The 21,451-nt window shown below is 70.3% G+C and carries 22 protein-coding genes; 14 read left to right on the top strand and 8 right to left on the bottom strand.

Annotated features, from left to right (window positions below):
* The first annotated feature begins 3 nt into the window (after positions 1-3).
* Together AB2L57_RS02400 and AB2L57_RS02395 are read left to right on the top strand one after the other, a co-directional pair.
* The gene (locus AB2L57_RS02400) at positions 4-492 is read left to right on the top strand and encodes an SRPBCC family protein (protein ID WP_292812158.1); all 489 of its coding nucleotides are present in this window, start codon (positions 4-6) and stop codon (positions 490-492) included.
* Positions 489-1,961 carry an NAD(P)/FAD-dependent oxidoreductase gene (locus AB2L57_RS02395; protein ID WP_292812156.1) on the top strand — a complete coding sequence of 491 codons (1,473 nt, stop codon included), beginning with the start codon at positions 489-491 and terminating at the stop codon, positions 1,959-1,961. The genes AB2L57_RS02400 and AB2L57_RS02395 overlap by 4 nt, the downstream gene beginning before the upstream one ends.
* A 6-nt stretch (positions 1,962-1,967) precedes the next feature.
* Here AB2L57_RS02395 and AB2L57_RS02390 read toward each other — a convergent pair whose 3' ends face one another.
* The 5 genes from AB2L57_RS02390 to AB2L57_RS02370 all read right to left on the bottom strand — a co-directional run bounded on the left by AB2L57_RS02390 (position 1,968) and on the right by AB2L57_RS02370 (position 4,764).
* The gene (locus AB2L57_RS02390; protein ID WP_292812154.1) at positions 1,968-2,495 is read right to left on the bottom strand and encodes a flavin reductase family protein; all 528 of its coding nucleotides are present in this window, start codon (positions 2,493-2,495) and stop codon (positions 1,968-1,970) included.
* Positions 2,496-2,521: 26 nt separating this feature from the next.
* Positions 2,522-3,061, bottom strand: coding sequence for an NADPH-dependent FMN reductase (locus AB2L57_RS02385; protein ID WP_292812152.1), 540 nt, complete (start codon positions 3,059-3,061; stop codon positions 2,522-2,524).
* 221 nt (positions 3,062-3,282) lie between these two features.
* Entirely contained in the window at positions 3,283-4,326 is a 1,044-nt protein-coding gene (locus tag AB2L57_RS02380) for an NAD(P)-dependent alcohol dehydrogenase (protein WP_292812150.1), read from the bottom strand.
* Positions 4,327-4,420: 94 nt separating this feature from the next.
* A complete protein-coding gene (locus tag AB2L57_RS02375; protein WP_292812148.1) occupies positions 4,421-4,555 on the bottom strand; it encodes a hypothetical protein in 135 nt (44 codons plus the stop codon).
* Positions 4,552-4,764: a multidrug transporter gene (locus AB2L57_RS02370; RefSeq protein ID WP_292812146.1), complete on the bottom strand. Its 213-nt coding sequence runs from the start codon at positions 4,762-4,764 to the stop codon at positions 4,552-4,554. The genes AB2L57_RS02375 and AB2L57_RS02370 overlap by 4 nt, the downstream gene beginning before the upstream one ends.
* Before the next feature lie 177 nt (positions 4,765-4,941).
* On the opposite strand from AB2L57_RS02370, the gene AB2L57_RS02365 reads away from it, so the two are divergent.
* The 6 genes from AB2L57_RS02365 (at position 4,942) to AB2L57_RS02340 (ending at position 12,862) form a co-directional block, all read left to right on the top strand.
* Complete coding sequence (locus tag AB2L57_RS02365) at positions 4,942-5,910, top strand: LLM class F420-dependent oxidoreductase (RefSeq protein WP_409047953.1); 969 nt, start codon at positions 4,942-4,944, stop codon at positions 5,908-5,910.
* 39 nt (positions 5,911-5,949) lie between these two features.
* A complete protein-coding gene (locus tag AB2L57_RS02360) occupies positions 5,950-6,543 on the top strand; it encodes a TetR/AcrR family transcriptional regulator (protein ID WP_409047952.1) in 594 nt (197 codons plus the stop codon).
* A gap of 16 nt (positions 6,544-6,559) precedes the next feature.
* On the top strand, positions 6,560-8,212 hold the full coding sequence (locus AB2L57_RS02355; protein ID WP_409047951.1) for an MDR family MFS transporter: 1,653 nt from the start codon (positions 6,560-6,562) through the stop codon (positions 8,210-8,212).
* 172 nt (positions 8,213-8,384) lie between these two features.
* Positions 8,385-10,085, top strand: a complete 1,701-nt coding sequence (locus tag AB2L57_RS02350) for a long-chain-fatty-acid--CoA ligase (protein WP_409047950.1) — start codon at positions 8,385-8,387, stop codon at positions 10,083-10,085.
* Positions 10,086-10,324: 239 nt separating this feature from the next.
* Positions 10,325-11,182 carry a response regulator transcription factor gene (locus tag AB2L57_RS02345; RefSeq protein WP_409047949.1) on the top strand — a complete coding sequence of 286 codons (858 nt, stop codon included), beginning with the start codon at positions 10,325-10,327 and terminating at the stop codon, positions 11,180-11,182.
* Between the two features lie 114 nt (positions 11,183-11,296).
* Positions 11,297-12,862: a heme peroxidase family protein gene (locus AB2L57_RS02340; RefSeq protein WP_292812136.1), complete on the top strand. Its 1,566-nt coding sequence runs from the start codon at positions 11,297-11,299 to the stop codon at positions 12,860-12,862.
* A 66-nt stretch (positions 12,863-12,928) separates the two neighbouring features.
* On the opposite strand, the gene AB2L57_RS02335 is transcribed toward AB2L57_RS02340, so the two are convergent.
* Entirely contained in the window at positions 12,929-13,960 is a 1,032-nt protein-coding gene (locus AB2L57_RS02335) for an endonuclease/exonuclease/phosphatase family protein (protein WP_292812134.1), read from the bottom strand.
* Between the two features lie 175 nt (positions 13,961-14,135).
* Here AB2L57_RS02335 and AB2L57_RS02330 point away from each other — a divergent pair, with 175 nt between their 5' ends.
* The 5 genes from AB2L57_RS02330 (at position 14,136) to catA (ending at position 17,316) form a co-directional block, all read left to right on the top strand.
* Positions 14,136-15,032 carry a LysR substrate-binding domain-containing protein gene (locus AB2L57_RS02330; RefSeq protein WP_292812132.1) on the top strand — a complete coding sequence of 299 codons (897 nt, stop codon included), beginning with the start codon at positions 14,136-14,138 and terminating at the stop codon, positions 15,030-15,032.
* Positions 15,029-15,193 (top strand): hypothetical protein, encoded by a 165-nt coding sequence (locus AB2L57_RS02325; RefSeq protein ID WP_409047948.1) that lies wholly within the window; start codon positions 15,029-15,031, stop codon positions 15,191-15,193. The genes AB2L57_RS02330 and AB2L57_RS02325 overlap by 4 nt, the downstream gene beginning before the upstream one ends.
* A 72-nt stretch (positions 15,194-15,265) precedes the next feature.
* Entirely contained in the window at positions 15,266-16,141 is an 876-nt protein-coding gene (locus tag AB2L57_RS02320) for a mandelate racemase/muconate lactonizing enzyme family protein (protein WP_409047947.1), read from the top strand.
* Between the two features lies 1 nt (position 16,142).
* A complete protein-coding gene (catC, locus tag AB2L57_RS02315; RefSeq protein ID WP_409047946.1) occupies positions 16,143-16,418 on the top strand; it encodes a muconolactone Delta-isomerase in 276 nt (91 codons plus the stop codon).
* Between the two features lie 31 nt (positions 16,419-16,449).
* A complete protein-coding gene (catA, locus tag AB2L57_RS02310; protein ID WP_409047945.1) occupies positions 16,450-17,316 on the top strand; it encodes a catechol 1,2-dioxygenase in 867 nt (288 codons plus the stop codon).
* Positions 17,317-17,350: 34 nt separating this feature from the next.
* Here the strand turns inward: catA and AB2L57_RS02305 are convergent, their stop codons facing one another.
* Both AB2L57_RS02305 and AB2L57_RS02300 read right to left on the bottom strand, forming a co-directional pair.
* Entirely contained in the window at positions 17,351-17,890 is a 540-nt protein-coding gene (locus AB2L57_RS02305) for a YaeQ family protein (protein ID WP_409047944.1), read from the bottom strand.
* A 27-nt stretch (positions 17,891-17,917) separates the two neighbouring features.
* On the bottom strand, positions 17,918-19,264 hold the full coding sequence (locus AB2L57_RS02300) for an MFS transporter (protein ID WP_409047943.1): 1,347 nt from the start codon (positions 19,262-19,264) through the stop codon (positions 17,918-17,920).
* Positions 19,265-19,537: 273 nt separating this feature from the next.
* Between AB2L57_RS02300 and AB2L57_RS02295 the strand changes: the two genes are divergently transcribed.
* On the top strand, positions 19,538-21,415 hold the full coding sequence (locus AB2L57_RS02295; protein WP_409047942.1) for a heavy metal translocating P-type ATPase: 1,878 nt from the start codon (positions 19,538-19,540) through the stop codon (positions 21,413-21,415).
* Positions 21,416-21,451 lie beyond the last annotated feature (36 nt).

Below are 21,451 nucleotides of genomic sequence, written 5' to 3'. Positions count from 1 at the left end.
ACCGTGTCGACCAACGTGCGCAGGATGCAGTGCCCGCCCGAGCGGATCTTCGAGGTGCTGGCCGATGGCTGGCTCTACGCCTCCTGGGTCGTGGGAGCCTCGCGCATGCGCGACGTCGATGAGTCATGGCCTGAGCCGACTTCGCGCCTGCACCACTCCGTCGGGGTATGGCCGACGCTGCTGAACGATCAGACCCGCTCGGTGCACTGGCGGCCGCCGCACCGCGCCGTCCTGCGCGCCAAGGGCTGGCCGATCGGCGAGGCGCAGGTGGTCATCGACGTCAAGCCTCACGGAGACGGCTGCCTCGTGCGCATCCAGGAGGAGGCCGTCGAGGGCCCCGCCACGCTCATCCCCCGTCCGCTCGCCGACCTCGTGCTCTGGCTGCGCAACCGCGAGACGCTGCTGCGTCTCGCCTATCTGGCCGAGGGACGCACACCGCGCCCCGAACTGTCGACCGCCGAACGAGAGCGGGCCGAGGGCGAGGCGCCGTGACCCGCCGCGCACGCGCGGGCTCCGGCGACGCCGTCGTCGTCGGAGCCGGCCCCAACGGCCTGGCGGCGGGGGTCACGCTCGCCCGCGCAGGGCTCCGGGTGCGGGTCTACGAGGCCGCCGAGCGGATCGGCGGCGGATCGTCCACGCGCGAACTCACCCTCCGGGGCTTCGCGCACGACGTGTGCTCGGCGGTGCACCCGCTCGCGTTCGAATCGCGATTCTTCCGGGAGTTCGGGCTACGGGAGCGCGTCGCCTTCGCCGTGCCCGAGGTGTCGTTCGCGCATCCCCTGGACGGGGGCCGCGCGGGGCTGGCGTACCGCGACGTGGACCGCACCCGCGACGCCCTCGGCCGCGACGGGCGCGCATACGCGGCACTGCTGCGCCCCCTCGCGGAACACTCCCGCGAGGTCGCGGAATTCACCGGATCGACGCTGCTGCGCATCCCGACCCACCTGCGCACGCCGGTGCGGTTCGGACTCGCCGCGCTCGAGCAGGGGTCGCCCCTGTGGGGCGCGCGCTTCCGCGGCGAGGCGGCCCCCGCACTCCTCACGGGAGCCGCCGCGCACACGATCCTGCCGCTGCCGAGCCTCGCATCGGCCGGGGCGGGACTGGCCCTGACCGCCTACGCGCACGCTCGCGGCTGGCCCATCCCGATCGGCGGCAGTCAGGCCATCGCCGACGCGATGGCCGATGACATCCGCGCGCACGGCGGCGAGATCATCACGGACGCCGAGATCGGCAGCCTCGACGAGCTGCCGTCGGCGGCGCTGACGATGCTCGATGTCACGCCCAGAGCTCTCCTCCGCCTCGCCCGCGGCCGGCTTCCCGCCGCCTATCGTCGGGCGATGCGGCGGTTCCGCTACGGGAGCGCCGTCGCCAAGGTCGATTTCGCCCTGTCCGAGCCCGTGCCCTGGACCCACCCCGAACTGCGCCGCGCGGGAACCGTGCACGTGGGCGGCACCCGCGCCCAGATCGCGGCAGCAGAGAACGCCGTTGCCGCGGGGCGCCTGGTCGATGACCCCTACGTGCTCGTCTCACAACCGAGCCTCTTCGACCCGGCCCGCGCCCCCGAGGGTCGGCACACCCTCTGGACCTACACGCACGTGCCCGCAGGTTCCGCGGTCGATCGCACCGAAGCCGTCGTCCGCCAGATCGAGCGGTTCGCCCCGGGCTTCCGCGATACGATCCTCGCCACCGCGTCGACCACCGCCCAGGACGTGGCCGCCCACAACGCCAACTATCCGGGTGGCGACATCGCCGCCGGCATCCCGAATCTCACGCAGCTGCTGCGGCGACCCGTGCTGCGACCCGACCCGTGGCGCACCCCCCTGCCCGGGGTGTACCTGTGCTCGGCGTCCACGACGCCAGGACCGGGCGTGCACGGGCTCGCCGGATGGCATGCCGCGCTGAGCGGGCTGCGGCACGACCTCGGCGAGCCCGCGCTGCCCGACCTCTCGATCGGCGCCTGAGCGCGGTCAGCCCGCGAGCTGGTCGATCTCGCGGAGGTGCCGGTAGGCGCCCTTGAAGTACAGCAGCGGCTCACGCGTGTGCCACTCGACCGGACTCATCTCGACGACCTTGCCGATCACGATCAGGTGATCGCCCGCCTCGTGCTCGGCCCACATCTCGCAATCGACCCACATCAGGGTGTCGTGGATGACGGGGTTGCCCGAGACCGCGGGGCTCCATTCGATGTCCGCCCACTTGTCGGTGCCCTTGCGCGCGAACTGGTTCGACACGTGGTGCTGATCATGGGCGAGCACATTGACCGCGAACCGGCCGCTCGCGGCGATGCGCGGGTAGGTCGTGGAGGTGCGCATGACGCTGAACGACACCAGCGGCGGATCGATCGAGACGCTGTAGAACGACTGGCATGTGAAGCCGACCGGTTCGCCGCTCTCGAGGCCGCTGACGACCGTGATGCCCGAGGCGTAGTGGCCGAGGGTGTCGCGGAACAGGCGCGCATCGATCGGCGTCGGCGCGAGGATGGGGGATTCGCTCATGACGGGTGCTCCTCTCGTGCGGATCGTCAGGCGCGGGTGGATGCGGTGGCCACAGCCCCCGCGACGGTCGAGAGCCGCGACAGGTTGGCGGCGTACTCCGCCGCCGCCGCGGCGACGACCTCACCGAGCTGGTCCATCTGGCTGAGGGCGAGGTAGAAGCCTCGTCCGGGCACCGTCGCGCCGAGTTCGACCAGAAGCGGCGAGAGGGTGAAGGTCGGACCCATCGCGTGGCTGAAGTCGGCCCCGGTGTGCACCGGGATGGCGGTGACGCCGGCCAGCCCGTTGGCGGGATAACGATCGAGGAACGCCTTGAGCAGACCCGTGTAGGTGGCCTTGTATGTCGGCGAGGCGAACACCGCCAGGTCGCTCTCGGCGACGCGCGCGTTCAGGCCCGCCATCTTCTCGGAGGGCCACGCGAAGATCTGGTCGGTGTGGTCGGCCAGATCGATCACGTCGAGCGTGTACGAGCCGGGCTCGAGAAGCTTCTCGACGAGGAGTTCGGCGACCTTGCGGGTGCGGGAGAGGGGCTTGGGGTTGCCCACGACGATGGTGACTTTGAGCGACATCTCACTTCTCACATCTGTACCGGTTGACAGGGAATCCGGAGACGTCGCCGACCGCGCGCTGTACGGGACGGCGGGGCGCACGACGCCTCCACACACCACCGGGGTTTTTTGGCCCGGTGGGCCCGCAACGGCTTACGCTGCCCTGCCAGTATGCGCCGAGACGCGTTTCATGGGTGTTACGCCGCCCGCTCGCCGCCTCCGCGGCCTCCTGCGCACGGGGGCTATCGCAGCGTGTCGATGTCGATCACGAACCGATAGCGCACGTCGGAGCGCAGCACGCGCTCGTACGCCTCGTTGATCTGCGCGGCGGCGATGACCTCCACCTCGGGCGCGATGCCGTGCTCGGCGCAGAAGTCGAGCATCTCCTGCGTCTCGCGGATACCGCCGATGCTCGAACCCGCGAAGGAGCGCCGGCCCGCGAAGAGTGTGAACACGTGCAGGGGCAGCGCCTCGGGCGGGGCTCCGACGTTGACCATCGTGCCGTCGAGCCGGAGCAGCTTGAGGTACGCGTCGAGATCGAGGGGCGCGCTGACGGTGTTGATGATGAGGTCGAACGACCCGCGCAGTTCTTTGAGCGTCGCGGGGTCACTCGTCGCGTAGTGAGCCCCGGCGCCGAAGCGCAGGGCGTCATCCTTCTTGGACAGCGTCTGCGAGAGCACCGTGACCTCGGCACCGAGCGCCGCCGCGATCTTCACGGCCATGTGCCCGAGCCCGCCCATGCCCACCACGGCGACCTTGACGCCGGGACCCGCGTTCCAGTGCTTGAGCGGCGAGTAGGTCGTGATGCCGGCGCACAGCAGCGGCGCGACCCTGTCGTAGGGAATCGACTCGGGCACGCGCAGCACGAAGTCCTCGACGACCACGACGTGGGTGGAGTAGCCACCCTGGGTGATCGTGCCGTCCTCGTCGACGTTGGCGTACGTTCCGATGTTGCCGTTCAGGCAGTACTGCTCCTCGCCCGCGAGGCAGTTCTCGCACTCGCGGCAGGAGTTGACCATGCAGCCCACTCCCACCCGGTCGCCGACCGCGTGGCGGGTGACCTCGGACCCGACCTCGGCGACGACGCCCACGATCTCGTGCCCGACGGTGAGCGGATAGGCCACCTCGCCCCATTCGCCGCGGACGGTGTGGATGTCGGAGTGACAGATACCGGCATAGCGGATCTCGATGAGCACGTCCCGCGGACCGAGGTCGCGGCGCTCGATCGTCGTCGGAATGAGCGGTTCTGTGGCGGACGGGGCGGCGTAGGCGTTGACGGTGAGCACAGCACTCCTCGGGTCGTTGCGGGGGCGGCGCGACAGCGCGCCTGGTGAAGCCGACGCCGGCGGGTCGGCGGGTATTCCCGATCGGGGGATGCTGTCAGTCGGTCTCGTCGTCGACCTGAACGGGTCCGCCCTCCGGGCGGTCCCGGTTGGGGTCGCCGGTTCCGCTGGCGGCGCGGTAGTCCTCGGGGTCCTGCGGCTCGTCTTGCTGGCCGCGGTTCTTCTCGGTCATCGTCTCTCCTCGTTCTCGGCCGCCTCGGGATCGTCGGCGGGGTCCAGCCCCGGGCGCACCTCAGCGTCGGACGCGATGTCGATGCGGGTGACGCCGTCGACCTTCGTGACCTCGATGCGAGCGGCAGCATCAGCCTCGGTCGCCTCGGGGGCGCTGGTCAGCTGGTCGTGGCGCTTGTCGTCGGCGCTCATGCCGGTGGAATCGCTCATGCCGCGAGCGTACGACGACCCCACATGCCGCGTCAGGCCCTGGCGACGCGCGCGCTCGCGTGCTACTGCGGCGCAGCATTCCTGCCGCATCGCCGCGGGGAACGCAACCCCTGTGCCCGCCGCCGCGCGGGGGCTTACCGTCGTGCAGGACCGCACGTGCGACGAGAGGACAGGACGATGGCGCGATTCGGCTACACCCTGATGACCGAGCAGAGCGGACCTCGTGAGCTCGTACGGTATGCGGCGGCAGCCGAAGCGGCGGGCTTCGATTTCGAGGTCTCGAGCGACCACTACTCGCCGTGGCTGACGAGCCAGGGACACGCGCCCTACGCATGGACCGTGCTCGGTGCGGTCGCGCAGGCGACATCGCGGGTCGAACTGATGACGTACGTGACGTGCCCCACCATGCGGTATCATCCCGCCGTGGTCGCACAGAAGGCGGCGACCCTGCAGGTGCTCTCGGACGGGCGCTTTACCCTGGGGCTCGGGGCCGGCGAGAACCTCAACGAGCACGTCGTGGGCGAGGGCTGGCCTGCGGTCGATGCCCGCCAGGACATGCTCGTCGAGGCGATCGAGATCATCCGCGCACTGCACACGGGAGAGCTCACAACGTACGACGGACAGTACTTCCGCATCGACTCGGCCCGCATCTGGGATGCGCCGGAGGCCGGTGTGCCGATCGGCGTCGCCGTCTCGGGTGCCAAATCGATCGAGCACTTCGCGCCCCTCGGCGATCACCTGATCGCCGTCGAGCCCGATGCCGACCTGGTCGAGCGATGGGACGCGGTGCACGAGGGACCGTCGCGCAAGATCGGCCAGATCCCGATCTCGTGGGATCCCGATGAGGAGACCGCGATCGAGCGGGCCCACGACCAGTTCCGGTGGTTCGCCGGCGGATGGGCGGTGAATGCCGACCTGACCACCCCCGCCGGCTTCGAAGCGGCGACGCAGTTCGTGCGCCCGGAGGACGTCGCGAGCTCCATCGCCTGCGGGCCCGACCTCGATCGTCTCGCCGAGAGCGTGCGACCGTACCTCGAGGCGGGCTTCACCGACATCGCGATCGTCCAGATCGGAGACGAGGCTCAGGACAGGTTCCTCGCCGAGGCGGCAGGCCCCCTTCTGGAGCGCCTGCGCGAGCTCACCTAGTTTTTGCATCTCTTGCGCTTCGGTGCAAGTATGCACTCTGTGATTGATAGTGCACCCGAGTCGCTTCGCGAGCGGCGCATCGCCGAGACCTCGCGCGCGCTGCGCGCCGAGGCGCGGCGCTTGACTGCGGCGCACGGACTCTCGGGGTTCACGATCGAGGAGCTCTGCTCCGAGGTGGGTGTGTCGCGTCGGACGTTCTTCAACTACTTCGCGTCGAAGGAGAACGCCGTGCTCGGCCTGCCGCTGCGCGCCGACACCTCCGACCTCGACGACGCCTTCCTCGCCTCGGACGTCGGTCTGATCGAAGCGCTCGCCGAGCTGCACACCGCCCGCTGGGAGCGCCTCGACATGACACGGGCCGAGGCGCCGGCGATCACCGCCGCCCTGGACCGCGAGCCCGGACTCGTGCGTCACCTGCTCGATCTGACCGCGGAGGCCGAACGGGCCGACATCGCGCTCATCGAGCGGCGGCAGGCGTGGCAGACGGGCGACCCCAGAGCGGCCGTGGCCGCGCACATCCTCGGTGCGCTCATCCGCCCCACCGTCGCCGAGTACATCTCGACCCAGGGTGAGGACTTCCGCACCCTCTTCCTCCGCCGCCTCGAGGCGGCGCATCGCCTCTTCCTCCCCTGAACCCCGAACGGACCCCATGACCGCCGCCACCGACGCGCCCTTCCTGCTGACCAAGCGCCGAATCTGGATCATCTTCGGCGCCCTGATCGCCGGGATGCTGCTGGCCAGCCTCGATCAGACGATCGTCTCGACCGCGATGCCGACGATCGTCGGCGAGCTCGGGGGCGTGGAGCACCAGGTGTGGATCACCACGGCGTACATCCTCGCGACGACGATCGTGATGCCGATCTACGGAAAGTTCGGCGACGTGCTCGGCCGCCGCAACCTGTTCCTGCTCGCCATCGCGCTGTTCACCCTCGCGTCGGTCGCCTGCGCCCTGGCGACCGACTTCTGGGCGTTCGTGACCTTCCGGGCGATCCAGGGTCTCGGCGGCGGCGGGCTGATGATCCTCTCGCAGGCGATCATCGCCGACATCGTCCCGGCCAACGAGCGAGGCAAGTATCTTGGCCCCCTCGGCGCGGTCTTCGGCCTCTCGGCCGTCGGCGGACCCCTGCTCGGCGGATTCTTCGTCGACCACCTCACCTGGCAGTGGGCGTTCTGGATCAACATCCCGGTCGGCATCGCCGCATTCGTCATCGCGTTCGTGGCCCTCAAGCTGCCGAGCAAGCGGGCCAGTGCGCCCATCGACATCCTGGGCGTGGTGTTCCTGACGATCGCGACGACCTGCCTGATCTTCTTCACCGACTTCGGCGGCGACTCGGCCCACGGGTGGGGCGCGCTCGAGACGTGGGCATGGGGCGCGGGCCTGCTGGCAGCATCCGTCGCCTTCGTGATGACCGAGGCGCGGGCGGCCGACCCGATCATCCCGCTGAGCCTGTTCCGCAACCCGATCTTCGTCAACGCCACGGCGATCGGGCTCGCCCTCGGCATCGGCATGTTCGCGGCGATCGGGTTCGTGCCCACCTTCCTGCAGATGTCGTCGGGCACCTCGGCGGCGGCGTCGGGGCTTCTGATGCTGCCCATGATGGCGGGCCTCATGGGCACCGCGATCGCCTCGGGCGTGCTCATCTCCAAGACGGGTCGGTACAAGATCTTCCCGATCGTGGGCACGCTGCTCACCGGGGTCGCGATGGTCGCGATGACGACCCTGACGGCGCAGACCCCCATCTGGCTGATCTGCGTCTTCCTCTTCTTCTTCGGCGCAGGGCTCGGCCTCATCATGCAGGTGGTCGTGCTGGTCGTGCAGAACGCCGTGCCCGCCGCGCAGATCGGCACGGCCACCAGCACCAACAACTACTTCCGCGAGGTGGGAGCGGCTCTGGGCATCGCCGTGTTCGGCACGATCTTCACCAATCGGCTCACCGAGAACCTGACCGGGGTGTTCACCGGCGCGGGCGCCTCGGGCGAGGAGGCGGCCGAGGCCACCGCGACGATCGATCCGCAGACGCTGGCCACTCTGCCCGACGAGGTGCGCGAGGGCATCGTGACGGCCTACGCCGACGCCCTCGCTCCCGTGTTCTGGTACCTCGTGCCGTTCATCGCGATCGCCTTCGTGCTCTCGCTGTTCCTGAAGCAGATTCCGCTGTCGGACGTGGCCGGGCTCGTCGCCCGCGGCGAGGCCGTCGGCGGCGAGGAGGCCGAGCGGCTGGAGGCCGAGCAGCGGCAGGAGGCCCGGGGCGCGGCATCCATCGAGGGCGACGCCGCCGCGACGGAACCCGCGGAACGCTGACCCCGCCGCGCCCGCGGCCCGCGGCGTCGCGTGCCGCGGGCGACGCGGGAGCCGACGTCTGCACGACGGGCGGTGCAGGTGCGTACCCGTGAGGGCGATGTGTGCGCAACCTCCCCCGGCGTCGTGCAGACGGCACGTACTGTTGAGGCACGAGTGAGCGGAAGGTCGCCGGATGTCGCAGGAGTACCCGTATGCGTCGAAGCCCTGGCTGGCGGCGTACGCGCCCGACGTGCCCGACACGATCGACGAGGTCACGCAGACGCTGACCGACATGATCGATGAGAGCGTCACGAGGTACCGGCGCGGTGTGGCACTGGAGTTCTTCGGCGCCACGACCACATACCGGGAGCTCGGCGAGCAGATCGCGCGCGCGGCCGAGGGGCTGCGCCGCCTCGGTGTGCAGAAGGGCGACCGCGTCGCGGTGGTGCTGCCCAACTGCCCGCAGCACGTCGTGGCCTTCTATGCGGTGCTGCGTCTGGGCGCGATCGTCGTCGAGCACAACCCGCTCTACACGGCTCGCGAGTTGCGCCACCAGTTCGAAGACCACTCCGCCGCGTTCGCGATCGTCTGGGACAAGGTGTACGACACGGTCGCCGCGTTCCCCGCCGACATCGCCGTCCGCGAGATCGTCTCGGTCGACATCACCGAGGCGATGCCGAGGCGCACACGGTTGGCCCTGCGCCTGCCGATCCCCCGCGCCCGGGCCGCGCGCGCCCAGCTGACGCAGAAGCCCGCCGCGCGGCATCCGTACCGGTGGGAGAAGCTGGTCGGGCACCGGGCCCTCTCGCACAGGCACCCCCGGCCGCTGCTCGATGACACGGCCGTGCTGCAGTACACCAGCGGCACGACCGGCAGCCCCAAAGGCGCGATCCTGACCCACCGCAATCTGCGCGCCAACGCGATGCAGGGCCGAGCGTGGGTGCCCGGGCTGCACGATGGCGAGGAGGTCTTCTACGGCGTGCTGCCGCTGTTCCACGCCTACGGGATGACGCTGTGCCTGACGTTCGCGATGAGCATCGGGGCGCGCCTCGTGCTCTTCCCGAAGTACGACCTCGACCTTGTCGTCTCCGCGGCGCGCAAGAGCCCCCCGACGTTCCTCCCGGCCGTGCCGCCCATCTACGACCAGCTCGCCCGCGCGGCGGCGCGCGGAACGCTCGATCTGTCGACCGTGCGGTTCGCGATCTCCGGGGCGATGGCGCTGCCGGTGCCCACCGTCGAGAAGTGGGAATCCGCCACGGGTGGACTCCTGGTCGAGGGCTACGGCATGACCGAGACCTCGCCCGTCGCGCTCGGAAACCCGATCGGTCCGACGCGCCGGCCGGGCACCGTGGGTGTGCCGTTCCCGAGCACCGAGATCCGCGTGGTCGACGTCGACGATCCGACGCGGGATGTCGAGCCCGGTACCGAGGGAGAGCTGCTGCTGCGGGGGCCCCAGGTGTTCCAGGGCTACTGGCGGCGGCGCGATGAGACCGACGCGGCGCTGCTGACGGGTGGCTGGCTGCGCACGGGCGACATCGTGAGCGTGTCGGCGGACGGCTTCGTCACCGTCGTGGACCGGCTCAAGGAGCTGATCATCACGGGGGGATTCAACGTCGCCCCGACCGAGGTCGAGCAGGCTCTCACGGCTCACCCGGACGTCGAGTCCGCCGCGGTCGTCGCCCTGCCCCGCTCCGGCGGCTCCGAGGAGGTCGCCGCCGCCGTGGTCCTGCGCCCCGGCGCGGTGTTCGACGCCGAGGCACTTCGCGACTACTGCCGCGGGCACCTCGCCGCCTACAAGGTGCCGCGTCGCATCTTCGAGTTCGACGAGCTGCCGCGCTCTCTCATCGGCAAAGTGCTGCGCCGCGAGGTGCGCGAGCGCATCCTCGCCCTGTGAGCGCCGCGAGGTGCGCGAGCGCATCCTCGCCCCGTGAGCGCGGCGGTGCACGAGCGGTCTTTCGTGGGCCGGCGCCACGCGGGATACTGAGCGCACACCGCGCGACCTCCCCTCGCTTCGCGAGCGCGGTCCGACGGTGGGTGCGTGTATCAGCGATGATGCCCGCACACTCGATGCAGTTGCGCGACGCCACCGCCATCCGGGCCGCGGCCCGCGCCTCGAGGGAGAAGGCGTCCGTGGTGGCAGCCCCGCATCTGGAGCGGTGGATCGATCTCGCCGCTCATCTGATGACGCTGCCCGCCGAGCACGATCCGATGGTGGATGTCTGCGCGACGGCGAGCGCGCAGTTCGGCGATGCGGCGGTCGGCATCGTCGACACGGGCCCGACCGCGTCACGCATCGCGCGCTACCGGGCACCCCACCTCGACACGGCGTACTACGTGCGCGCCGTCCCCCGGCACCCGCTCAGCCGCCACTACGCGGCGACGAACGACCCGCACGTGCGCTGCCTCGCGGATGCGCGTCGCTTTCATGACGAACCGGGAGCGCGCGAGCTGCTCGCGCACGCGCGCGGCGACGGGTTCATCGACGCCCTCTTCGTGCCCCTCGCGCACGCCCCCGGCATGTCGCACCGGTGGCTGTGCCTCGGCACGACCGAGCGCATGGGCCGCGCGGCGTGCGCGCTGCTCGAGACGCTTCGACCCCTGCTGCGGGCGATCGACGCGCAGAGTGTCGTGCTCGAGGGCAGCCGCCCCCATCCCGACGCGGCCGCCGCCGCGCGCGACGCGCACCTGACGGGGCGCGAACTGAGCGTCCTGGCACTCACCGCGCGGGGCCTGACGGCCGTCGCGATCGGCGATCGCCTCTCGATCTCCTCGCGCACGGTGAGCCTTCATCAGCAGCATGCGTACACCAAGCTCGGCGTGCACGACCGGCTCTCGGCGGTGATGATCGCGCACGAGCGCGGCATCCTGCCGCGTACGCGGATGCGCGGCCCTGCGCCCGGTGTGGAAGTGATCGAGCACCGGCTCGCCGCGCCGGCGCCTGCCCGGCAGCATCCGTCGACGCCGGCGCGCGAGCGGGCGATGTCGAGCTGACTACGCACTTGTGCGTACAGATCCGCGCGCGATCCTGCGCGACTCTGGAGACCGGGTCCGGACGCGCGGGAGACACCCGCCGGCGCCCGCACCGCGAGGAGAGAGGGGCTCATCGTGACCACCATCGTGAATGACGCACCGGCGGCCGCCGCCGAAACCGAAGTCACCTCACCGCCGACGCCCGAGCAGGTGCTCGCCCGCACCGCATCGGGACACGGCATGGGAGGGGGGACCCGCAGTGCGCGCGGGCACGGCTACGAGCTGCGGGGCCTGGGTTACGTGCCCGCGTCGCGGTCGTACGAGGGCCGGTTCGGCCGGATGTTCCGGCTGCCGCCGTTCACCCCGACCCCCGAGCGCATCCTCGAGGTGGCCGCGCTCATGCTCGAGGGGGACTCCGCCCGAGATTCGAGCATCGACAACCCCGACATCCCGGCCGGTTTCACCTACCTCGGTCAGTTCATCGATCACGACCTGACGTTCGACACGGCGTCGAGTCTCGACCGCCAGAACGACCCCGACGCGCTGACGAACTTCCGCACGCCGCGATTCGATCTCGACTCCCTCTACGGACGGGGACCGGCCGACGACCCCTTCCTGTACAGCAAGGCGTCGGGACGCGAGGCGTTCCTGATCGGTCGGCACGACGACGAGGACGACCTCCCCCGCAACGAGGAGGGCACCGCGCTGATCGGCGACCCGCGCAACGACGAGAACGTTTTCGTCAGCCAGCTGCAGCTGACGATGCTCAAGTTCCACAACGCGGTGCTCGCCCGCGTGCACGACGACCCCGCCCTCCTGCAGGGTCTGGAGAGCCCCTTCGAGGCCGCGCAGCGCATCGTGCGGTGGCACTACCAGTGGCTCGTCGTGCACGACTATCTGCGCCGCACGGTCGGGGCGCAGATGCTCGACGACGTGCTCGACACCTCCGGCCCGGTGCCCCGGGTGGTGCGCCGCGCGTATCACTGGCGCTACGAGCCCTACATGCCGGTGGAGTTCTCGGTCGCCGCGTACCGCTTCGGGCACTCCCAGATCCGTGGGCGCTACCGCCTGAACACTCTGGTCGGCGCCCAGCAGGGCGGCCTGCCGACCTTCAAGCCCGGCTCGGTGAACGACGACCCGCTCGGACACTTCGGCGGCTTCCGCGTCCTCCCGGCGTTCTGGACGATCGAGTGGGCGCGCTTCTTCGAGGTCGCGGGCGCCGGCAGCGACGCGCTACAGCTGACCCGCGCGATCGACACGCGGCTGGCCAATCCGCTGCACGACCTGCCGGCCGAGATCGGCGGCAGCCGCCCCAGCCTGATCGACCGCAACCTCACCCGGGGCGCGCGACTGATGCTGCCCTCCGGTCAGGCCGTGGCGCATCACATGGGTGCGACCGTGCTCGACGACACGACGCTCGGGCTTCCCGAGGGCGGCCCCGCTCCTCTGTGGTACTACATCCTCAAGGAGGCGGAGGTGCAGGCCGGCGGTCGGCACTTGGGCGAGGTCGGCGGGCGCATCGTCGCCGAGGTCTTCCTCGGACTGATGGAGAAGGACCCCTCGTCGTATCTGCACCAGCAGCCCGACTGGACCCCGACCCTGCCCTCCGCGGTCGCCGGGGACTTCACGATGGCCGACCTGATCACCCTCGCCGGGCACGGCCTGGGCGTGACGACCTTCGCCCCGACGCCGGGCGGATGAACGGGCGGATGAACGGGCGGATGCTGCGCCCCGCGCGCCGCGGCGACGGGTGTGCAGCATCCCCCATCACCCCCTGAAGGGCCGATAGGCGAAACGCACCACGACGATGCCGTGGTCGCCGCTGCCCGTGGCGCGGTGATCCTCGTCACCGAGATGGTCGTTGTTGATCGCGAGCCCGTCGAACAGCCACAGCCGACGACGGCTGTTGTCGTAGAACTGCTCGCTGACGAGGACGTGATCGAGGGATTCGCGTAGATCCTCGTGCACGTGCGTGTAGTAGACGTCGCGGGTGTCGCGGTACTCCTGCAGGGTCTGCGCCGTGTACAGCCCGATGTCGGCGCCGCCACGCCCGTCGCCCACCAGGTATCGGGGCTGCTCGGTGAGGATGTTGACGGTGTTGCTGTGCTGACCGTCGTTGACGTCGCCGAGCACGATCACCGGCGTGACGGTGCCCTTCATCTCGGCGGTGAGCAGGACACGTAGCGCCGCCGCCTCGGCCGTGCGCTGGATCGTGGCGAGCGCGGCACCGATGGCGGTGGTGTGCGGCCGATATCGATCGGGATCCTCGCGGAACCACGGTTCGGTATCGACGCGGGTCGGCAGCTTGGATTTGAAGTGCGTGACGTACACCTGGACGACGGCGTGATCCTCGCGCAGACGCACACCCGCCCGCAGCACCGGCCGCGCGAACCTGCCGATCGCGACCCGGATGCCGGGCGACTGCGGATCCATGGGGTCATCGGTTTCGAGGCGCAGCCCGTCGGGGAAGTTCTCGATCCACTGCGGCGCCCCCGCGCGCAGGCCGTGGCGCACGAGCGCCGCGCAGATGATGCGCCCGCCGCCCGCCGGCTCCGCCAGCAGCTCGTACTCGGCGTCGAGCCCGGATGCGGCGAGCACCCGCGCCATCGCCTCGCGGTGCCACAGCTCCTGGAGCCCGACCACGTCGGCGTCGATCTGTCGCAGCTGCGCGCCGATCCAGGATGCCTTGCGGTCGAACTCGGCGTCCGTCCAGGGGCGCTGCCCGGGATTCATGTCGAGGCCGGGCATCTGCAAGTTGTAGAGGTTGAATGTCGCGACGCGAAAACGCTCAAGGTCCATGAGTCTCCTCCTGCGGGGAAGAGGGGATGCCGGGTCCCGGTGATACGACCGGAGCAGCCGCCGTGTTTGAGATGTACGAAGTCTGAATCAGGACAATGCTGGTCATTCTCAATATGAATGAGCGCGGGTATCGTGCAACTGTCGCCGTGCGCGACCGGACGCGAGGAGGCGGGCGATGATCGAGACGCGACAGCTGCGTTACTTCATCGCCGTGGCCGAAGAGCAGCACTTCGGACGGGCCGCCGCTCGGCTGATGATGGCCCAGCCCCCGCTGTCCCAGCAGATCCGCCAGCTGGAGGCGACCCTCGGCGCCACCCTGCTCACCCGCACGACGCGACGAGTCGAACTGACGGCGGCCGGTTCGCTTCTGCTCGAGCGCGGACGACGCATCATCGACGACCTCGACGCGCTCGGCGCCGACGTCGCGCGCGTGGGCGACGGGCTGCAGGGCGTGCTCCGGGTGGGCTTCACGGGCTCGGCGACGTACGGGCTGATGCCGCGCGTGGTGCGCGAGGCCAGTGATGAGCTGCCGGGCATCGCCCTCTCGGTCAGCGGCGAACTACTCACCCCCCAGCTGGAGGCGGCGCTCCTGGAACACCGGATCGACGTGGCGCTGCTGCGCCCGCCCGTCACCTCGGACGAGATCCGATATCTGCCGAGCGTGAGCGAGCGGATCGTCGCGGCGCTGCCGGCGGGCTCACCCCTCACGACGCGTCCCCACCTGCGGATGGCGGATTTCGACGGCCAGGTGCTGGTGGGCTACCCCGAGGAGTCGACTCTGTCGCGCACGATCGCCGCGCGATGGGTCGAGGTGGGCGCGCGCCCCCGCCACGCGCAACGCGTGTCCGAGACATCCACGCTGCTCTCTCTCGTCGCCGCAGGCATCGGCGCGGCCCTCGTACCCTCGTCGGCGACGTCACTCAACCTCGGCGGCACGGTCTTCCGCGACGTCGAGGACGCCCCGCCGACGGGACTGGCGGTCGCCTGGCGGGGCGATGACCCCTCGCCCGCCGTGCGCCGCTTCATCGACTTCCTCACCCGACTCGTCGACGCCGAAGGAGCACGCGCGTGATCATCGAACGGGTGGAGGCGATCCCTTACCGCATCCCGATGCGAAAGCCCCTGCACTTCGCCAGCGGCGCCGTGCATCACATGGACAACGTGCTGCTGCGCCTGATCACCGACACCGGCATCGTCGGCGTCGCCGACGTGCCTCCCCGCCCCTACACCTAAGGCGAGACGCAGGCCGGCGTCGTCGCCCTGCTGCACGGCCTCTTCACCGAGGCCCTCCGCGGCGCGGATCCGATGGATCGGGGCGCGATCCATGCGCGCCTGCACCGGACGGTCGGAAACTACGCCGCCAAGGGCGCCGTCGACATCGCGCTCTGGGACATCATCGGGATCGCTCTCGGCACCCCGGTGCACCGGCTTCTCGGAGGCTTCGCACCCTCGGTGCGCGTGTCGCACATGGTGGGCTTCGCGCCGGTCGGACAGATGGTCGACGAAGCCCGGCGCTATCGCGACGAGTACGGGATCACCGCCTTCAAGGTCAAGGTCGGCCGGTATCCCCTCTCACTGGACATCGAGCTCTGCACGGCGCTGCGTGCCGAGCTCGGGTCGGATGTCGAGCTCTATCTCGACGCGAACCGGGGATGGACCGCCGCCGACGCCATGCGGGTGCTGGATGCGACCGCGGACCTGGGGCTGACGTTCTTCGAGGAGCCGGACGATGCCAAGGAGGTGCTCGGCCGACGACGCCTCGTGCAGCACTCACGCGTACCGATCGTCGCCGACGAGTCCGCGCCGTCCCTCGGCGATGCGGCGCGAGAGATCCAGACCGGCGGCGCGAGCGCCCTGTCGATCAAGACGGCCCGCACGGGCTTCACCGAATCCCAGAAGGTCCTGGCCTACGCCGAGGCCGTGGGTGTCGAGGTGATCATGGGAAACCAGATCGACACCGCGATCGGCAGCACGGCCACCGTCGTCTTCGGCGCGGCGTTCGCGCACTCCTCGCGCAACGCCGCCGAGCTGTCGAACTTCCTCGACATGGCCGACGACCTCAGCGCAGAGCCGCCCGTCATCGTGGACGGCTCGGTCGCCGCGCCCGCCCTGCCCGGCGTGGGCGTCACCGTCGACCCCGACAAGCTCGCGTACTACCGCCTCGACGAAAGGAACCGCTGACGTGCTCTACCTGGTCCGCATGGACGTGCACATCCCCCACGACCTGCCCGCCGAGCGGGCGGACGAGATCAAGGCGCAGGAGAAGGCCTACTCGCACCGCCTGCAGCGCGAGGGCGTCTGGCGCGAGCTGTGGCGCGTCGTGGGCGAGTACGCCAACTACTCGGTCTTCGACGCGCGCGACAACGACCACCTGCACGAGATCCTCTCGAATCTGCCGCTCTTCCCCTACATGACCATCGACGTCACGCCGCTGGCGGCGCACCCGTCCCGGCTGTGACACCCACCCAACGAAACAAAGGAGTTCGACCATGACCGACACCAGCTTCGATGCCGAGGTCAGCGCGCGCGCCGCGGACTCGGGCGCCAACGCGACCGAGCAGTTCCTCGAGCGCCTGCACGGCGCATCCGGCGGCACCGTCGACCACGCGCGGGTCAGCCGTCTCGCGGGCCGCGCCATCCAGGCGCTGAACGACATCATCGTCGAGGAGAAGCTCACCTATCCCGAGTACAACGCCCTCAAAGCGTGGCTGATCAAGGTCGGCGAGGACGGCGAGTGGCCGCTCTTCCTCGATGTGTGGCTCGAGCACTCGGTCGAGGAGGTCGCCAGCGCTCATCGCAAGGGCAGCAAGGGCACCATCGAGGGCCCGTACTACGTCACCGGTGCCCCCGTGCTCCCCTCCGACGGCACGATTCCGATGCGCGACGACGAGCCCGGCACCCCGCTGCTGTTCACCGGTCAGGTGCGTGCGGTCGACGGCACTCCGCTGAGCGGGGCGAAGATCGAGCTCTGGCACGCCGACGACCTCGGCTTCTACTCGCAGTTCGCCCCCGGGGTGCCCGAATGGAACCTGCGGGCCACCTTCATCGCGGATGAGAACGGCGACTTCGCCATCCACACGGTGCGGCCGGCTCCCTACCAGATCCCCACGGAGGGAGCCTGCGGAGTGCTCATCGACGCCGCCGGGTGGCACGCCTGGCGCCCCGCGCACCTGCACTTCAAGATCTCGCACCCGGGATACGAGCTGATCACCACGCAGCTGTACTTCCCGGGCGACCCGCACAACGAGGACGACATCGCCGGCGCGGTCAAGCCCGAGCTGCTGCTCGACCCCCGGCCCGCCGAGGGCGGATCGGGGGAGGTCGCCGTCTATGACTTCGTCCTCGACCCCGAGTGAGGTCGGGCAGCCCCGCCGCCGCGTGGTGGCGGGGCTACTGGGCGGTGAACTCGTGGATCGATGAACTGAGCGCGGTGCCGTTGAGGTCGAGGTAGAGCTGGCGTTCGGTGACGGAGAGCGTCATCGAGCTGCGGCGCGCGATCAACCCGGCCGCGGTCTCGACGAAGCCCGGGTCGAACGCGAACAGCGCTATCGAGTCGGCGCGGTGGATCGTCTTGCCGACCCACGCGGCGCGCACCTTCGCCGCGTCGCGGTGGGTGTAGACCGCGGTGCGATCGGCCAGCTTGCTGCCGAAGTGCAGCCGTGCGGCATCCGGCGCCCCGACCTCGATCCACGCGGTGATGCGTCCGGTCAGGTCGCGCACGAGCACGGCGGGCTCGTCGGTCGCCGCGATGCCCTCGCTGAAGGCGATGCCCTCCTCGAACTCGAGGCAGTACGCCAGGACCCGGGTGAGCATGTGGGCATCGGTTTCGGAGGGATGCCGCGCCACCCTCAGCGAGAGCTCGTCGTAGACGCCGCGATCCACATCGGCCAATTGCACCGTGAATGTGTGGATCGTCGCGCCGGCAGCCATAGTGCCCGAGCCTACGCGGCGGGGCGGTCAGCGCGTGGAAGGCAGGTGCGTGACCTCCATGTCGGGCACGATGTCATCGTCGGTCGACAGGGGCGGCGGGGCGGCGGCGTAGGCGGCGGACAGGCGCCGATAGGGGCGAGAGACGAACGCGAGGAGGACGACGACGAGCAGCACCGCGCTCGCGCCGACGAAGGCCAGGGCGATGCCGCGGGCCTCGCCGGGTCCGAGCAGCCAGCCGAGCGACTCCTGACCGGCCGCGGAGTTCATGAAGGGGATCAGCCAGAACTGGGCGAGCGGCCCGATGAGGAAGGACGACACCGGCGCCGCCGCCGACTCGACGCTCGCGGCGAAGCCGAAGACCCTGCCCTGTTTGTCGAAGGGCACGACCCGCTGGACGATCGTCTGCTCGGAGGCCTCGGCGATCGGCATGAGACACATGAACACGAGGATGCCGAGCGCGTAGAGCCACCACGCCTCGCGGATCGCGAAGGTCATGCCGAGCAGCGCAATGCCGACATTGACCAGCAGCATGGTGCGCACGGGGTTCTTGCCCAAGCCGAATCTCGCGACCAGCCCGCCGCCCAGAACGAAGCCGACGCTCGTGATACCGAGGATGATGCCCCACATCTCGACCGAGAACAGGGTGAGTCCGTAGGGATCCATCAGTGCCATGAAGACACCGCCGACGAGGTTGTTGAACGTCGAGAAGAGGATAAGTGCCAGCAGCCCCGGCACGACGATGACGGCGGGGATGACCTCTCGGAATCCGAACCCCTGCGGCGCCGCCCCCTCGACGTGGACGACACCGCGCTCCGGGATCGGGACGAAGAGCAGGTGGGTCAACGCGAGCGCGGTCGCCACGATCGCGATGACCACCGTCCACCCCATGCCGAGCAGTCCGATGGAGAGCCCGGAGAAGACGCTCGTCACCATGAAGGCGATGCCGTGCACGGCGCCGACGAGGCCGTTCGCCCTGTCGCGGCGGTCGGCCGGCACGAGGAGCGTCACGGTCGTCGACAGCGCGATGTTGCGCAGGTTCTCGACCACGCCGCCGACGAGGATGACGCCGGCGAACACCCAGAACCACGGCCCGCCCCAGTCGACGAGCACGCTCTCGGGAAAAGATAGGTACAGGCCACCGGCGAGCAGATAGGTCGAGAGCGTCACGAGGCTCGAGAGCACCATGACCGCCTTCTTCTTCATGCGGTCGACGATGACGCCGAACACGACGCCGAACACCGCGACCAGCAGCATGTAGGAGCCGCCGATGATCGCGGTGGCCAGCACCGATCGCGTCTCGAGGTAGGCCCAGAAGGTCAGCGCCCACCACAGATAGCTGGAGGTCACGTTCGCGACGGCGGTGTTGCCCAGCACCTAATAAAACGCGCGCATCGTGCGGGGCCCGGGCGTGTGCTGCGCGGGTTGCGGCGACGCGCCCGACGGGGCGACCGACTCGGCCATGCGGGACTCCTCTGAGGACGACGGAGCGGAGCGCTCATGCAGGCGCCGCCGTCGGATGCTGTCACCGTACAACCTGGCCCCGACATCCCCGCCGGCGCAAGAGTGAGGACTCGTCCTCTGCGGGCCGCACCGTGCGAGAATCTGCTCGTCCCGGGCCGTCGCCCGGACGTGGGATTGGTCGCCGACATGAGGATTCTTCGGCTGGTGCGCGCGTACCCCACCGTCGTGGCGACCGTCGCCGTGCTCGCCGTCGTGCTCGTGCTGGCCGGGGCCGGGGCCGCCGCTCCGGCACGGGGTGCGGCCATCGCATGGGCCGCTGCCGTCGTCGCCTGGATCCTCGTCGGTATGGTGCGCGACCTCGTTCGCGGGCACGTCGGCCTCGACGTCCTGGCGGTCATGGCCGTCGCGGCGACGGTTGCCGTCGACGAGTACGTCGCGGCGCTGATCGTGGTGCTCATGCTCACCGGCGGCAGGGCGCTCGAGGACGTCGCGCAGCGGCGCGCGCGCCGCGACCTCAGCGCGCTGCTGGACAGGTCGCCGCGCATTGCCCACGTTCTCGCCCCCGCCGGCGGGTTGGAGCAGGAGCCGCGAGACGCACCGGTCGACGAGCTCGAGATCGGTGACGTCCTGCTCGTGCGGCCGGGCGAGATCGTGCCGGTGGATGCCATCCTGCTCTCGCGCACCGCGACGTTCGACGAGTCCTCCCTGACCGGGGAGAGCATGCCGGCCGAGCGCTCGATGGGCGAGGTGGTGCTCTCGGGCGCCGTGAACGGCACCCGCGCGGTGCGCGTCCGGGCGATCCGACGGAGCGCCGACAGCCAGTACCAGCAGATCATCGCCCTCGTGCACGCCGCGGAACAGTCGCGTGCGCCCGTCGTGCGGCTCGCCGATCGCTTCGCGATCCCCTTCACGGCGGCAGCCCTCGCCCTGGCCGCCGTCGCCTGGGCCCTCTCGGGCGATCCGACGCGATTCGCAGAGGTCTTGGTGCTCGCCACCCCGTGTCCGCTGCTGATCGCGGCGCCCGTCGCGTTCCTGGGCGGCCTCTCCCGCGCGGCCAAGGCCGGCGTGATCATCAAGGGCGGCGCGGTCATCGAGCAGCTCGCGCGGGTGCGCTCGGCGGCGTTCGACAAGACCGGCACGCTGACCCGCGGCCGCCCCGTCCTCGTCGCGGTCGTGCCGGCCGCGGGTGCCGACGAGCTCGAAGTACTCATGCTGGCCGCGTCCGCGGAGCAGTACTCGTCGCACGTGTTCGCAGACAGCATCCGCACCGCCGCCATCGACCGCGGCGTGATGCTGCACTCGGCGTCGGAGGCGACCGAGGTCGCCACCCACGGCGTCACAGCCGTCATCGAAGACCGCAGGGTCGTCGTGGGCAAGCCCGCATACGTGGCTTCGGTCGCACCCGACACGCGCCCCGAGCCCCTCCGGCCGGGTCAGGCGGCCGCATACGTCGCCGTGGACGGCCGGTATGCGGGCGCCCTGGTGCTCGCGGATGACCCGCGCCCCGAGGCCGCCGAGGTGATCGGCCGCCTGCGACGCGACGGGGTGCAGCGGATCGTGATGCTCACCGGCGACGCCGCTCCCACCGCCGCGTCGATCGGCGGCGCCGTCGGCATCGACGAGTTGCACGCCGAGCTGTTGCCGGGTCAGAAGGTCAAGATCGCGGCGGGCCTGCAGCCTCGCCCGATGATGATGGTCGGCGACGGAGTGAACGACGCGCCGGTGCTCGCGGCCGCCGACATCGGGGTCGCCATGGGTGCGAAGGGCGCCACCGCGGCGGGGGATGCTGCCGGCATCGTGATCCTGGTCGACTCGCTCACGAAGGTGGTCGAGGCCGTGGCCATCGGCCGGCACACCCTGCGCGTCGCGCTGACCGCGATCTGGATCGGCATCGGACTCAGCATCGGGCTCATGCTCGTCGCGACGACGGGTGTCATCCCGGCGGTCGTCGGTGCGCTCACTCAGGAGCTCGTCGACCTCGCGACGATCCTCTACGCGCTTCGGGCACTGGGCGGGCGCACGGATTCCGGCGGGGCGCCCCCGGCGTCGAAGCGAGTCCTGTGACATGATCTATTTTGTATCAATCACTATGCAATAGGA

The organism is Microbacterium sp. HA-8 (assembly GCF_046111165.1).
Taxonomy (GTDB): domain Bacteria; phylum Actinomycetota; class Actinomycetes; order Actinomycetales; family Microbacteriaceae; genus Microbacterium.
Note: the sequence above shows the minus strand (reverse complement) of the source record. Positions and strands in the feature narration are given on the sequence as shown.

What these genes read in the sequence shown, in the direction of transcription:
- AB2L57_RS02390 (WP_292812154.1), bottom strand. Translation starts at nt 2,495, where the DNA reads ATGAGCGAATCCCCCATCCTCGCGCCGACGCCGATCGATGCGCGCCTG.
- AB2L57_RS02385 (WP_292812152.1), bottom strand. Translation starts at nt 3,061, where the DNA reads ATGTCGCTCAAAGTCACCATCGTCGTGGGCAACCCCAAGCCCCTCTCC.
- AB2L57_RS02375 (WP_292812148.1), bottom strand. Translation starts at nt 4,555, where the DNA reads ATGACCGAGAAGAACCGCGGCCAGCAAGACGAGCCGCAGGACCCCGAG.
- AB2L57_RS02370 (WP_292812146.1), bottom strand. Translation starts at nt 4,764, where the DNA reads ATGAGCGATTCCACCGGCATGAGCGCCGACGACAAGCGCCACGACCAG.
- AB2L57_RS02365 (WP_409047953.1), top strand. Translation starts at nt 4,942, where the DNA reads ATGGCGCGATTCGGCTACACCCTGATGACCGAGCAGAGCGGACCTCGT.
- AB2L57_RS02355 (WP_409047951.1), top strand. Translation starts at nt 6,560, where the DNA reads ATGACCGCCGCCACCGACGCGCCCTTCCTGCTGACCAAGCGCCGAATC.
- AB2L57_RS02350 (WP_409047950.1), top strand. Translation starts at nt 8,385, where the DNA reads ATGTCGCAGGAGTACCCGTATGCGTCGAAGCCCTGGCTGGCGGCGTAC.
- AB2L57_RS02335 (WP_292812134.1), bottom strand. Translation starts at nt 13,960, where the DNA reads ATGGACCTTGAGCGTTTTCGCGTCGCGACATTCAACCTCTACAACTTG.
- AB2L57_RS02330 (WP_292812132.1), top strand. Translation starts at nt 14,136, where the DNA reads ATGATCGAGACGCGACAGCTGCGTTACTTCATCGCCGTGGCCGAAGAG.
- AB2L57_RS02320 (WP_409047947.1), top strand. Translation starts at nt 15,266, where the DNA reads ATGGATCGGGGCGCGATCCATGCGCGCCTGCACCGGACGGTCGGAAAC.
- catA (WP_409047945.1), top strand. Translation starts at nt 16,450, where the DNA reads ATGACCGACACCAGCTTCGATGCCGAGGTCAGCGCGCGCGCCGCGGAC.
- AB2L57_RS02305 (WP_409047944.1), bottom strand. Translation starts at nt 17,890, where the DNA reads ATGGCTGCCGGCGCGACGATCCACACATTCACGGTGCAATTGGCCGAT.
- AB2L57_RS02295 (WP_409047942.1), top strand. Translation starts at nt 19,538, where the DNA reads ATGAGGATTCTTCGGCTGGTGCGCGCGTACCCCACCGTCGTGGCGACC.